The 12,640-nt window shown below is 69.1% G+C and carries 12 protein-coding genes and 1 tRNA gene; 9 read left to right on the top strand and 4 right to left on the bottom strand.

The annotated features are described in order from the left end of the window. The first annotated feature begins 233 nt into the window (after positions 1-233). The 5 genes from ACGFNI_RS15670 (at position 234) to ACGFNI_RS15650 (ending at position 4,522) form a co-directional block, all read left to right on the top strand. Entirely contained in the window at positions 234-767 is a 534-nt protein-coding gene (locus tag ACGFNI_RS15670; RefSeq protein ID WP_393684094.1) for a helix-turn-helix transcriptional regulator, read from the top strand. 181 nt (positions 768-948) lie between these two features. After that, complete coding sequence (locus tag ACGFNI_RS15665; protein WP_393684093.1) at positions 949-1,182, top strand: helix-turn-helix domain-containing protein; 234 nt, start codon at positions 949-951, stop codon at positions 1,180-1,182. Further along, a complete protein-coding gene (locus ACGFNI_RS15660; RefSeq protein WP_393684092.1) occupies positions 1,182-2,399 on the top strand; it encodes a tyrosine-type recombinase/integrase in 1,218 nt (405 codons plus the stop codon). The genes ACGFNI_RS15665 and ACGFNI_RS15660 overlap by 1 nt, the downstream gene beginning before the upstream one ends. Positions 2,400-2,520: 121 nt before the next feature. Then, a protein-coding gene (locus tag ACGFNI_RS15655; RefSeq protein ID WP_393684090.1) for an IS5 family transposase occupies positions 2,521-3,401 on the top strand; the annotation gives its coding sequence in 2 pieces (ribosomal slippage) (positions 2,521-3,082 and positions 3,082-3,401; 882 coding nt in all). Positions 3,402-3,514: 113 nt separating this feature from the next. Then, on the top strand, positions 3,515-4,522 hold the full coding sequence (locus ACGFNI_RS15650; RefSeq protein WP_393684088.1) for a hypothetical protein: 1,008 nt from the start codon (positions 3,515-3,517) through the stop codon (positions 4,520-4,522). Between the two features lie 385 nt (positions 4,523-4,907). On the opposite strand, the gene ACGFNI_RS15645 is transcribed toward ACGFNI_RS15650, so the two are convergent. Beyond that, positions 4,908-4,981, bottom strand: a tRNA-Gly gene (locus tag ACGFNI_RS15645). Between the two features lie 219 nt (positions 4,982-5,200). On the opposite strand from ACGFNI_RS15645, the gene ACGFNI_RS15640 reads away from it, so the two are divergent. From ACGFNI_RS15640 to ACGFNI_RS15625, 4 genes are all read left to right on the top strand, one after another. After that, positions 5,201-5,386, top strand: a complete 186-nt coding sequence (locus tag ACGFNI_RS15640) for a hypothetical protein (protein WP_345089704.1) — start codon at positions 5,201-5,203, stop codon at positions 5,384-5,386. A 232-nt stretch (positions 5,387-5,618) separates the two neighbouring features. Next, on the top strand, positions 5,619-6,194 hold the full coding sequence (gene dcd / locus ACGFNI_RS15635) for a dCTP deaminase (protein WP_393684086.1): 576 nt from the start codon (positions 5,619-5,621) through the stop codon (positions 6,192-6,194). Between the two features lie 125 nt (positions 6,195-6,319). After that, positions 6,320-6,817 carry a phosphoribosyltransferase gene (locus tag ACGFNI_RS15630; protein WP_393684084.1) on the top strand — a complete coding sequence of 166 codons (498 nt, stop codon included), beginning with the start codon at positions 6,320-6,322 and terminating at the stop codon, positions 6,815-6,817. A 168-nt stretch (positions 6,818-6,985) separates the two neighbouring features. Then, positions 6,986-8,545: a ricin-type beta-trefoil lectin domain protein gene (locus ACGFNI_RS15625; protein ID WP_393684082.1), complete on the top strand. Its 1,560-nt coding sequence runs from the start codon at positions 6,986-6,988 to the stop codon at positions 8,543-8,545. 72 nt (positions 8,546-8,617) lie between these two features. Here the strand turns inward: ACGFNI_RS15625 and ACGFNI_RS15620 are convergent, their stop codons facing one another. From ACGFNI_RS15620 to ACGFNI_RS15610, 3 genes are all read right to left on the bottom strand, one after another. Next, positions 8,618-9,565 (bottom strand): Yip1 family protein, encoded by a 948-nt coding sequence (locus tag ACGFNI_RS15620; RefSeq protein WP_393684636.1) that lies wholly within the window; start codon positions 9,563-9,565, stop codon positions 8,618-8,620. Positions 9,566-9,707: 142 nt separating this feature from the next. Continuing rightward, complete coding sequence (locus tag ACGFNI_RS15615) at positions 9,708-10,172, bottom strand: GNAT family N-acetyltransferase (protein ID WP_393684080.1); 465 nt, start codon at positions 10,170-10,172, stop codon at positions 9,708-9,710. Between the two features lie 149 nt (positions 10,173-10,321). Further along, positions 10,322-12,604, bottom strand: a complete 2,283-nt coding sequence (locus tag ACGFNI_RS15610) for a heterodisulfide reductase-related iron-sulfur binding cluster (protein WP_393684078.1) — start codon at positions 12,602-12,604, stop codon at positions 10,322-10,324. Positions 12,605-12,640 lie beyond the last annotated feature (36 nt).

Here is a 12,640-nt window from a genome sequence, read left to right as displayed (position 1 = left end):
GGCCTTGCCGGTTGTCGTTCAGGGATGGGCGGTTGGTGGGGATGTTGCTTCGGCCCCGGTGTTCGCGCACCGGGGCCTCTTGCGTGTCGGACACCGTGGGTGCCTTGCAAGATCCAAGCGTACCACCACTACTGCGATACGCAGAAGGATGCTGCATCACGCAGAGTCCATGGTACGGTTTTACCGGTGCTGCAAATCGCAGTGTCCCGTTACCTGACGAAGAGGAGCTGGTGGTGGACGGAGGGGAAGCGCCGGGCGAGTCCCTGGTGCTCCGTGGCGAGGAAAACGTCGCGGTGCGGATCAAGCTGGAGCGGGAAGCCCGGGGCTGGAGCACCAACGCGGTCTCGGACCGGCTGAACGAAGCGGGCTACGAGATCAATCCGTCCGCGGTGTGGCGCATCGAGAACCGCAAGCGGCGGGTCAACCTCGACGAGGCGATCGGCTTTGCCGAGCTGTTCGGCATCTCCCTCGAAAACCTCGTGGGCCCGCCGAGGCTGGCCGCCCACGCTCGCGCGATGGAGCTGGTCGAGGACATCCGCCTCCGCTACCGCGAGATGCACCTGGCCAACCGCGCTGCCGCCGAAGCCCGCGACGCGCTCGACGTCTACCTCGCAGAGCACCCGGATCTGCGGGAGGAGGCGGACGTCCTCGTGTCGAACGCCATCGCCGAGGACCTCATGGCCTCCATGCAGCCACCCGGCCTCCTGCGCCAGGCACCACCGACACAGCCGGAAACGGACCACCCCGATACCGGTTCCGGCCGCTGACCACTCCCCGGCCATGGGCGCCGCGAACGCCCGCGACCGGATCACTCACACCAACCGCCCATCCCTGAACGACGACCGGCGAAACCGGGGTTGCCGCCCCGCACCGGTCAGATGAGGATCATCCTTGCCCCAAGCCGCAATACCCCCTTCCCTGCCTCCCTCCTCACGCACGGCCGGGGAGGTGAACACCCCCACCGACCGCCTGCTCACTGTCCCCGAGGCCGCTGAGCAACTGGGCACCAGCGAGCGCTTTCCGCGTCGGCTGATCGCCGAGCGACGGATCCGCTACGTCAAGATCGGCCGCCACGTCCGCATCCCGCAGAGCGCGCTCGACGCGTATATCGCGGCCCGCACCGTAGAGCCGGTACAGCCCTCCCGCTCCCGCTCCCGCTCCTGCTTCCGGCTGGCGGCCTGATGGCCCGTAAGCGCAAGCCGCAGCGGCGGCGTTACGGATCGGTGCGCCGGCTCCCTTCGGGACGTTGGCAGGCCCGCTACCCGGATACGAACGGAGATCTGCGCGCCGCACCGGAGACCTTCGAGACCAAGACGGACGCGGAGATCTGGCTCACCCAGACCGAGGCCGACCAGACGCGCGGCGACTGGATCGACCCGGATGCCGGCGCGGTCAACTTCCTTGCGTACGCCACGAAGTGGATCGACGAGCGAGGGCTCTCCGCCACCACGGACGAGCTGTACCGCAGGCTGCTCCGCCTGCACCTGGAGCCCACCCTCGGCGCACTGCTCGTGAACGAGATCAGCCCGTCGAAGGTACGGGCCTGGCGGGCCGAGCGACTGCAGGCGACGGGCGCGACCACGGTCGCCAAGTCCTACCGCCTCCTCAAGGCGATCATGGAGACCGCGGTCGACGACGAGCTGATCCGCCGCAACCCCTGCCGGATCAAGGGCGCGGGCAAGGAGGAGGCCGACGAGCGCCCGATCGCCACCATCGAGCAGGTCTTCGGCCTTGCTGACGCGATCGGCCTGCGCTGGCGCCTGATGATCCTCCTCGGTGCGTTCGCCTCGATGCGTCCGGAGGAGCTGGCCGAGCTGCGTCGCAAGGACGTGGATCTCATCGAGGGGGTGGTCTGGGTCAAGCGCGCCGCACCGGAGCTGACCACCGGCCGCCGGGTACTCGGCGACCCCAAGTCCCGTGCAGGCAAACGGGAGATCGTCCTGCCCGAGTTCGTGATCGTCGACCTGCGGCGGCACCTGGACTGGTTCGCCGAGCCGGGACCTGAGGGGCTGGTCTTCGTCGGCGAGCGTGGAGCGCCCTTCCGTCGGTCCACCTTCGGCCGCAAGTACCGCAAGGCAAGGAAGAAGGTCGGGCTCCCCGACGACTTCCGCTTCTACGACCTGCGGGGCACCGGCAACACCCTGGCTGCCGACACCGGCGCGAAGCTCAGGGACCTCATGGTCCGCGCCGGTCATTCCAGCGCGCGGGCCCAGCTGATCTACCAGCACTCCCAGAAGAGGCACCAGCGCAAGATCGCTACCGCCATGGACGCGGACGTGCGCCGTCAGCGCCAGGACGCCGCTGAGTGTGGGGAGCGGGCAGGGGAGTTGGCCACCGTCCATCGCCTGAACATGCGCACCAGCGCCCCCGACTCAGCAGGGGAGTCGGCCGAGCGATAAGGGCATGACCGGCGGCGAGGGCCGGGCCGACGAGAAGTCGGCCCGGCCCTCGCCGTAGCCGACCTTAGTGACTGTCCGGTGGGTCGCATGACCGATTCGCCGCTGTCTCGTTCCGTTCTGTGTGGGACGGGGCGACCTTACAGATAGCGAGTGGGACCGGTTGGAGCCGCACCTTCCGAAGAGCGTGGGGCGGGGCGGACGCTGGAGGGACCACCGCATGGTCATCAACGGGATCCTCTTCCGGCAGCGGGCCGGGATCCCGTGGCGTGATCTTCCCTCACGGTTCGGGAAGTGGAAGACCTGCCACGACAGGCATCGCAGGTGGTCAGCGGACGGTACGTGGGCGAAGCTACTGAGGGCCGTCCAGGCTGATGCTGACGCGGAGGGCCGGATCGACTGGAGCGTGGTGAGCGTGTACTCCACCGTGTGCCGCGTCCACCAGCAGGCCGCCGGGGCCCGGAGCCGGCCCCCACGGATACCAGGACGGCGCCGTTCTCCCGCCTGGCATCGGGACGATGAGGCGATCGGCCGTTCACGTGGCGGGCTCACCACGAAGATCCATCTGGCGAGCGACGGAGGCTGCCGACCGCTGGCTGTGCTGATCACGCCGGGGCAGTGGGGCGATGCTCCTCAGTTGATTCCGGTCATGGACCGCGTCCGCGTCCCGCGACCGGCCGGTGGACACCCCGGATACGCCCAGAGCACCTCTGCGGGGACAAGGCATACAGTTCCCGCCGCAACCGGCGCTACCTGCGGCGGCGGCAGATCCGGCACACCATCCCCGAGCGCAGAGATCAGCGGGCCCACCGCCGGCGCCGCGGCAGCGCGGGCGGCAGACCCACCGGTTTCGACCGGGAGCGGTACGCACGCAGGAACGAAGTCGAGCGCACCGTGAATGCCCTCAAGGGCTTCCGCGCCGTGGCGACACGGTTCGACAAGCGCGCTTACGTCTTCCAGGGAACGGTCACCGTCGCAGCGATCCGGCTCTGGCTCCGCTCATGATGGGGCTCCACCGCCACGGCCCGCCGGACAGTCCCTGGTCCCTCTTGATCAATCAGTAGGCGAAACGTAGCGTGATGAATCGTTAACCCACTGTTGATAGGAGAGGTCTATCCATGGGTTACCTGCGTAAGAACAGCTTCATGATCTTCTTGGACGAGGACGCGCCCCCGCCGGCGAAGGAGCTGGACCCGCAGCAGATCGCGGAGATCGAAGCCGCGCACCAGGAGGGGAAGAAGGAGCGCATCGAGGCGCTGATCCTGAAGGAGCTGGCGAGCACCGCGCCCCGGGACTCCCGTTCGCCGGAAGACGGCAACGACAGCATGCTGCTGGCCTTCGCAGACGTCGAAGTGGCGCTTCCCAGCGGCCCTTTGGACGAGGAGAACCTCAAAGCGATGACGGAGCAGGCGGAAGCCGTCAAGGAAGCGGAAGCCAGGAGGGCCGTCAAGACGAAGGCGGAGGAGGAGGCTCTCAAGGAGAGGGCTGTCGGTCCCGAGGGGCAGGCCCTGCGGTCGATCGTCCAGCGCGTCCAGGGCGCCGGTGGCGACAAGGCGGCGTTCCAGGACTTCATGACCAACGGCTTCGAGAAGAAGGACTTCCGCGACCAGCACCTGCGTGAATTCGCTTGGAAGGTCTACGAGATCGACACCTCCAAGGCCGAACTCCCGGGCACCCGGTACGTCCCGTCTCGTTCCTCCGAGACCACCGTGCGGTTCAGGAACGACAGCACCACCCGACTCGGCATCGAGATCAGGCGCTACAGCAAGACGGTTGACGGCAAGCAAGTCGCCATGACCCAGACCGAGACGCTCCACTCCCAGGGTCCGGCTCTGTGGGTGAAGGTCGCCGACGGCGCGTGGGCCAAGGACGGCAACTGGGGCGGCTACCTGCAAATCACCTGCGCCACCCAGGAAGGCAAGTGGATCGACTCCAGCGCCGGCTGGGTAACCCCCGTCTCCTCCAAGGCCGACAAGGTCACCTTCTACGACATGGGCAACTACTACGAGATCTGGCAGAAGGACCGCGAGACCGGTAAGCCCCTGATCGTCCAGGACAACTGCCTGCGCTTCGTACACGGCGCTACCCCCGGCAAGTTCAACCTCCAGGACTCCACCTGGGACTGACCGCCCCCACCCGCACCGCAGCACCCCCGGCAAGCAGTCCCGGGGGTGCTGCGGTCATTTCCATCACGTCATCTGATCGCTGGTGGATGTGGGTCGTCGACTGACCCCCAGTGCGGACAGCACGACCCATCGGACACCCCCTAGTCGCAGCAACGCCTGGGGCCGTTCGCAGGTGCATCGTTGCAGGCCACTCAGCACTACGTGACGCAGGCCACAGAAATTACGTCTCGCGATTCGAGATGACGGGCGGTCAACTCGCTCGGGAGGGCCTTGCGGACCTCAACTCGGTGCGTTAATCGGTCCCTTATGGCACGCGAATGGCACGCGACCCAAAAATGGTCCAGACAACAAACAAGCCCCAGGTCCCTGACCTGGGGCTTCGCAGTGGAGCGGGTGACGGGAATCGAACCCGCGCTCTGAGCTTGGGAAGCTCATGTTCTACCATTAAACTACACCCGCACAGAACCGCCCGAATTGAGGGCGGTGCAGCTTCGCACACTCTACCCCATGACTCGATCGCGGTGTGTTCTGCCCGTGGGGAACCCGTGAGCACGGCGGGTGTCGGAGGGTGGTCGCGGGGGTGGGATGTGGCTGCGGGGTGCGGGAGTTGGGGCGTACGGTGGGGCGGCGGAGTGCCGCGTGAAAGGGCGCCCGGTTCATCCCCTAATGTGGCGGGCGTTGTCCACGCAGTTGGGAGAGGACTTGATGGAGCGCACCGTCGTCCGTTGTGCCGAGGGGCACGTGTTCAGCACCGCTTCGTTCCCGATGCAGACCACCGACCGGCTCGGTCCCGGGCGGCTGTTGCGGTGCCCGCGCTGTGCGCGGCTGCGCAACGCGGTTCCGGTGGAGTACGCGAAGCGGTAGTCCGGCGGACCGTGCGCGGCCGGTGATCAGTGCCGGCCGGTGACGGGAAGCGGAAGGAAGCACCCGCGGCAGGAAGTGGCCGGCAGCCGCCGATGGCGGCATGCGGCCGGCAGGCAGTGGAAGCAGGAGTGGCGGGCGAGGGTCCGGTCCCGGTGGGGCCGGACCCTCGCTGTGTGCGGGGGCGGGGCCGCGCCGTGCGTCGTGGTGGGGCCGGGCGCGTATCCTCGTCCCCGTGCTTCTCTCAGACAAGGACATCCGGGCCGAGATCGACGCCGGTCGGGTGCGCATCGACCCCTACGACGAGTCGATGGTGCAGCCGTCCAGCATTGACGTGCGTCTCGACCGCTACTTCCGGGTGTTCGAGAACCACCGCTACCCCCACATCGACCCCGCCGTGGAGCAGGCCGACCTGACGCGTGAGGTCGTGCCGGAGGGGGACGAGGCGTTCATCCTGCATCCCGGTGAGTTCGTGCTGGCCTCGACGTACGAGGTCATCACGCTGCCGGACGACCTGGCCTCCCGGCTCGAGGGGAAGAGCTCGCTGGGGCGGCTGGGGCTGCTGACGCATTCGACGGCCGGGTTCATCGACCCCGGGTTCAGCGGGCACGTGACGCTTGAGCTGAGCAATGTCGCGACGCTGCCGATCAAGCTGTGGCCGGGCATGAAGATCGGGCAGCTGTGCATGTTCCGGCTGACCTCGCCCGCCGAGCACTCCTACGGGTCGGCGCGTTACGGCTCCCGCTACCAGGGCCAGCGCGGGCCGACGCCGTCGCGGTCCTTCAAGAATTTCCACCGTACTCAGGTGTGAAGGCACGCCCGGCCGGCGTGAGCGTGCGCCGTCGGGTGTGGGCGTACGGCGTGTGGGTGGCGGGGCAGCGGCCCCGGGGCGCGGCGCGCACAGGGCGTAAGAGACAGAAGGTCTGAGAGAGATACGTGAGTGACGTACGGGAGAACCTGACGTACGAGCGGTTCGGCGGGGCGATCCGCGAGCTGGCGCAGATGGTCGCCGACGACGGGTACGAGCCCGACGTCGTGCTGTCGATCGCGCGCGGCGGCGTGTTCGTCGCGGGCGGGCTGGCGTACGCGCTGGACTGCAAGAACATCCACCTGGTGAACGTGGAGTTCTACACGGGCGTCGGGACGACGCTGGAGATGCCGGTGATGCTGGCGCCGGTGCCGAACGCGATCGACTTCTCGCAGAAGAAGGTGCTGATCGCCGACGACGTGGCGGACACCGGCAAGACGCTGAAGCTGGTGCACGACTTCTGCCAGGGGACCGTGGCCGAGGTCCGCAGCGCGGTGATCTATGAGAAGTCGCACTCGCTGGTGAAGTGCGAGTACGTGTGGAAGCGCACGGACGAGTGGATCAACTTCCCGTGGAGTGTGGAGCCGCCGGTCGTCCGCAGGGACAACCAAGTGCTGGACGCCTGACGGGAGTTGGGCCGGGCGGGGTGGGAATTTCCCCGACGCCCGTCCCGTTTCCCGTCCCGTCCCCCCGCGCCGCGACCGCGCCTTTCGGCCAATACCGCTCCGGGTGTTCCGCCGGTGTCTACCTCCGAGTAGAAACCGGCGGTAACAGCAGACCGGAGGGGAGACCCCATGGCGCGTGCGAGATCGGTGAGGTCCAGGAGACGTACGGGACGGCGGCGGCTGGCGGCCGTGGTGGCGGCGCTGACCGTGGTGTTCGGCGGGATCGGCGGGACGGGCGCGGCCTTCGCGGCGCCGGCCGCGACGGCGGGCACCGGGGGCGGCGCGCCCCTGGCGCCGGAGCTGGAGGCGGTCCGGGCGCGGCAGGCCACCGGCCTGTACGGCGACCCGGCCGTGCGCCCGCTCGACGAGCGGAAGACCTCGCTGATCTCGCTGGGCGACAGCGAGATCTCCGGCGAGGGCGTGGGCACGTACGAGCCGGGGACCGACGGGCCCGACAACTGGTGCCACCGGTCGCCCGACGCGGCGATCCACCGGACCGGCATCGCGGCGGACGTCACGTACAACGCCGCCTGTTCCGGTGCGTACAGCGGCAACATCGTCATCGGGGGCGACAAGCAGTACCCCGATGAGCTGGTGCAGAGCGACAGCCTGGCGGTGGCGGCGCGCAACACCCGGCTGAAGATGGTCGTGCTGATGGTGGGCGCCAACGACGACCTCCAGTTCGGCCCGGTGATGACGGACTGCGTCACACGCTGGTTCCTGCTCCAGGGCACCTGCGAGCCGAAGTACCAGCCGGGCTGGCAGGCGCGGGTGGACGGTCTGGTGCCCAAGGTCGAGCGGACGGTCGGTGACCTGCGGACGGTGATGCGCGACGCGGGGTACGGCGAGGACGACTACCGGCTGGTGGTCATGTCGTATCCGAGCCCGATCGGGCCCGACGTGAAGGACAATCCCAACTTTCCGGGCAAGCTGCCGGGTGGCTGCACCGGTTACACCTCCGACGCCGGCTGGGGACGGAACACCGCGGTCCCGGCGTTCGAGCGCGGGGTGCGCAAGGCCGCGGTGGGCGCAGGGGCGACGTACCTCGACACCTCGCGGCTGTTCCACGGGCACGAGGCGTGCATGGAGGACACCTGGGCGCGCGGCCTGTACGTGAACGTCGCCAACCCCTTCCCGCCGGACGCGAATTCGGTGCGGCAGTCCTTCCACCCCAACGCCAGGGGGCACGCCGCCTTCGCGTCCTGCCTGACCCAGCTCTACGACGCGGGGCTGCGCGAGGCGTCCTGCGCCGACCCGGCGAGCACCGGGAAGCCGGAGCTGTACCCGGGGGCCTGGGACGACGCCTTCCGGCCGCTGCACAACGCCGCAACCGGCAGCTGCCTGGACGCGACCGGCGGCGCGAGCGGCAACGGGACGGCCGTCGGCGGCTGGGACTGCAACGGGCAGCGCAATCAGGACTGGTGGCACGACACCCGGCAGCGGTCGCTGCACGTCGGGCTGACCCATGACCGCTGCCTCGACGTGCCGGGCGGCCGGTACGAGCCGGGTGCGGCGCTGGTGCTGTGGAACTGCTCAGGGGCGGCGAACCAGCAGTTCACCGCGGGCGACCAGGGGTCGTACCGGCCGGCCGGGGCGCCGTCGCTGTGCCTGGCGCTGGGCGCGGCGAAGGACCCGCTGCGGCTCCAGCCCTGCGACGGTTCGGCGGCGCAGCGGTTCGGGGACGCGTAGCCGCACGCGAAGGCCCAGGGCCCCGCTCCGGGAAGGGGAGCGGGGCCCTGGGCCGTACGTGCGGGGTGCCGGTTACAGCGTGCCGAGCTTCACCAGGGCGAGCAGGGCGATCAGCTGGATGGCGCTGGCGCCCAGCGCCTTGGGCCACGGCAGGTCGTGCGACTTGCTCACCATCGAGGTGAGGAGGTAGCCGGAGGCGAGCCAGGTCAGCCAGCCGAGGATCGTGACGATCGGGCTGTCGCCGCCGAGGAACATCGCGAACACCAGCCGGGGCGCGTCCGAGATCGTCATGATCAGCATGGACAGGCCGATGGTCGGGGCCCAGGCGCCGTCGCCGCCGAGCTGGCGGGCGAGGGTGTGGGTGACCGCGCCGAGGATCAGGCTGCCGATGACGAACATCACGGCGGTGATCAGCACCCAGGGGATGCTGTTGGCGAGGGTGGCGTTGAGCACGTCCTCGCGGGCCTTGTCGAAGCCGAAGACCGCGAGCAGGCCGTAGACGAAGGTGACGATCAGCGCGGGGGCCCAGACCTGGTGGTCGCGCATCTGCCAGAACGTGGGCGCCGGGCGCAGCACGATGCCGGGCAGCAGCTGCTTCCAGTGCAGCCGGGGGCCGGCCGGCGGCGCGGTGGCCTGTCCGGCGCGGTAGACGCCGCCGTCGGCGTAGCCGTCGTCGGGGCCCTGTCCCGGCGCGCCGCCGTACGGCTCCGCGTAGGCGTCCGGGGCCTCACCGATGCTGAACTGCTGGGTGTGGCCTGGGCTGTTGTCGGCGGTGTACGGCGCGTACGACTGCGGCGGCTGGTAGCCGCCGTCGCCGAAGTACTCCGGTTCGCCGTGGCCGCCCGGCTGCCCCTGCGGCGGGCCGCCGTACTGCGGCTGCGGGGGCTGCGGCGGCTGCTGCTGCCACTGGCCATGCGGAGGCGGGGGCTGTTGCCCGTACGGTCCCTGCTGTCCGTACGGCGCCTGCTGCCCCTGCTGCTGCCCGTCCTGCGCGGTGCGGGGATCCCGTCCGCGACCCATCCTGAATCCAGCCACTCATCGAACGTACCTGCTCCGCGCGGCCCCGGTGGCGGCGTGGGCACACCGGAGGGCCTTTGCTGCCGAGCTGTGACATCCCCTAGGGGGAACAGGACACCGCGACCTGCGGAAACCGGCCAGGCTCCTAGGGGATCCACCGCAGGGTCAGCTCCGGCAGGCCCTCCATGTTGCCGCTGCCGTCCCCGGTGGCGACGACGGTGAAGCCGTGGTGCGCGTAGAAGGCGCGGGCCATGGTGTTGCGCGCGAAGACGTGCAGGGTGAGGCCGTCGGGGCGGTGGCCGCGGGCCGTGTCGAGCAGCAGGGTGCCGGTGCCGGTACGGAGCGCGTCGGGGTGTACGTAGAGGTCTTCCAGTACGTCGTCGTGGACGGCGGCGTAGCCGATGAGGTCGGGGCCGCGTACGGCCACCCAGGTGGTGCGGGTGGTGAGCACCGTCTCGCGGATCCAGTGGGTGACGGCCGCGTGGTCGTGGCGCTGCGGCGGGAGGTAGGGCATGGTGGCGCGCCGCGACTCCTGATGGACGTGCGCGATCTGCGGCGCGTCGGTCGTGGTGGCGGGGCGTATCAGGGGGAGCGGGGCGGCCGGGTGCATGGCGGCATGGTCGCAGGGCCGGGTGCCGTCAGGACAGGGAATTTCCGTGCGGCGGACGGTGGTTGGCGGTCGCTGCCCGGCTGCGCAACGGCCACGGCCGGCCCCGCGGTGTGCGGGACCGGCCGTGGCCTGATGGTTGCTCCGTGGCGTCACTTCACCGGTTCGGGCTCCGGTGCGTCCTCGGCCGCGGACTCGCCGTCCGGGTCGGCGGGGGTCTTGACGGAGTCCAGCAGGAGCTGGGCGACGTCGACGACCTGGACGGATTCCTTCGCCTTGCCGTCGTTCTTCTTGCCGTTGACGGAGTCGGTGAGCATGACGAGGCAGAAGGGGCAGGCGGTGGAGACGATGTCCGGGTTGAGGGACAGCGCCTCGTCGACCCGCTCGTTGTTGATGCGCTTGCCGATGCGCTCTTCCATCCACATCCGGGCGCCGCCCGCGCCGCAGCAGAAGCCGCGCTCCTTGTGGCGGTGCATCTCCTCGTTCCGCAGGCCGGGCACCTTGGCGATGATCTCGCGCGGCGGTGTGTAGACCTTGTTGTGGCGGCCGAGGTAGCAGGGGTCGTGGTACGTGATCAGGCCCTCGACGGGGGTGACCGGGACCAGCTTGCCCTCGTCGACGAGGTGCTGGAGCAGCTGGGTGTGGTGGATGACCTCGAACTCGCCGCCCAGCTGCGGGTATTCGTTGGCGATGGTGTTGAAGCAGTGCGGGCAGGTCGCGACGATCTTCTTGGCCGACTTGGGCTTCTTCGTCGACTCGTCCACCTCGCCCTCCTCGTTGAGGGACTCGCCGAACGCCGCGTTCAGCGTCGCGACGTTCTCGGCGCCGAGCTGCTGGAAGAGGAACTCGTTGCCCAGGCGGCGCGGCGAGTCACCGGTGCACTTCTCGTCGCCGCCCATGATCGCGAACTTGACGCCTGCGATGTGCAGCAACTCGGCGAACGCCTTGGTGGTCTTCTTGGCGCGGTCCTCCAGGGCGCCGGCGCAGCCGACCCAGTAGAGGTACTCGACCTCGGTCAGGTCCTCGACGTCCTTGCCGACGACCGGGACCTCGAAGTCGACCTCCTTCGTCCAGGCGAGCCGCTGCTTCTTGGCCAGGCCCCAGGGGTTGCCCTTCTTCTCCAGGTTCTTGAGCATCGTGCCCGCCTCGGACGGGAACGACGACTCGATCATGACCTGGTAGCGGCGCATGTCGACGATGTGGTCGATGTGCTCGATGTCGACCGGGCACTGCTCGACGCAGGCGCCGCAGGTGGTGCAGGACCACAGGACGTCCGGGTCGATGACGCCGTTCTCTTCGAGGGTGCCGATCAGCGGGCGCTCGGCCTCGGCCAGCGCGGCGGCCGGCACGTCGGCGAGCTGCTCGGCGGTGGCCTTCTCGTTGCCCTCCTCGTCCTTGCCGCCGCCCGCCAGGAGGTAGGGCGCCTTGGCGTGCGCGTGGTCGCGCAGCGACATGATCAGCAGCTTCGGGGAGAGCGGCTTGCCGGTGTTCCAGGCGGGGCACTGCGACTGGCAGCGACCGCACTCGGTGCAGGTGGAGAAGTCGAGGATGCCCTTCCAGGAGAAGTGCTCGATCTGCGAGACGCCGAACTGGTCGTCCTCGCCCGGGTCCTCGAAGTCGATCGGCTTGCCCGCGCTGGTCATCGGCTTCAGCTCGCCGAGCGCGACGTCGCCGTCCGCCTCGCGCTTGAACCAGATGTTGGGGAAGGCGAGGAAGCGGTGCCAGGCCACGCCCATGTCGGTCTTGAGCGCGACCGTGATCATCCAGATGAAGGACGTCGCGATCTTGAGGCCGGCGAAGAAGTAGGTGAGGTTCTGGAGCGTCGAGACGTCCATGCCCTCCAGCCACGAGATCACCGGGTACGAGATGAAGAACGACGCCTCGTAGCCGCTCACGTGGTGCTGGGCGCCCTCCAGCGCGTGCAGCATGAAGATGCAGACGCCGACGATGAGGATGACGGCCTCGACGAAGTACGCCTGGCCGAAATTGGAGCCGGCGAAGCGGGACTTGCGGCCCGCACCGCCCGGCCGGCTCAGCTGCCGGATGACGATCAGGACCAGGATGCCGAGGACCGTCATCGTGCCGATGAACTCGACGAAGACGTTGTACGGCGCCCACTCGCCGATGACCGGCAGCAGCCAGTCGGCCTGGAAGAGCTGGCCGATGGCGTTGACGATCGTCAGCAGCAGCGAGAAGAAGCCCACCGCCACGAACCAGTGCGCCACACCGACGACGCCCCAGCGGTTCATGCGGGTGTGGCCGAGGAATTCCTTGGCCACGGTGACGGTGCGCTGTACGGGTTCGTCGGTACGGGTGCCGGCCGGTACGGGCTGGCCGAGCCGTACGAACCGGTAGATCTGCACCAGGGCACGGCCGAACAGCGCGACGCCGACCGCGATGAGGACCAGCGACACGAGGATCGCGGCGAGTTGCATTTGGGGGCTCCTCGAACCTGCGAGAGCGGAAATCTG

Source organism: Streptomyces sp. NPDC048644, from assembly GCF_043199105.1.
In the GTDB taxonomy this organism is placed as follows: domain Bacteria; phylum Actinomycetota; class Actinomycetes; order Streptomycetales; family Streptomycetaceae; genus Streptomyces.
This window is presented reverse-complemented; position numbering and strand designations above follow the sequence as displayed.

What these genes read in the sequence shown, in the direction of transcription:
- ACGFNI_RS15610 (WP_393684078.1), bottom strand. Translation starts at nt 12,604, where the DNA reads ATGCAACTCGCCGCGATCCTCGTGTCGCTGGTCCTCATCGCGGTCGGC.
- ACGFNI_RS15650 (WP_393684088.1), top strand. Translation starts at nt 3,515, where the DNA reads ATGGGTTACCTGCGTAAGAACAGCTTCATGATCTTCTTGGACGAGGAC.
- ACGFNI_RS15660 (WP_393684092.1), top strand. Translation starts at nt 1,182, where the DNA reads ATGGCCCGTAAGCGCAAGCCGCAGCGGCGGCGTTACGGATCGGTGCGC.
- ACGFNI_RS15615 (WP_393684080.1), bottom strand. Translation starts at nt 10,172, where the DNA reads ATGCACCCGGCCGCCCCGCTCCCCCTGATACGCCCCGCCACCACGACC.
- ACGFNI_RS15625 (WP_393684082.1), top strand. Translation starts at nt 6,986, where the DNA reads ATGGCGCGTGCGAGATCGGTGAGGTCCAGGAGACGTACGGGACGGCGG.
- ACGFNI_RS15620 (WP_393684636.1), bottom strand. Translation starts at nt 9,565, where the DNA reads ATGGGTCGCGGACGGGATCCCCGCACCGCGCAGGACGGGCAGCAGCAG.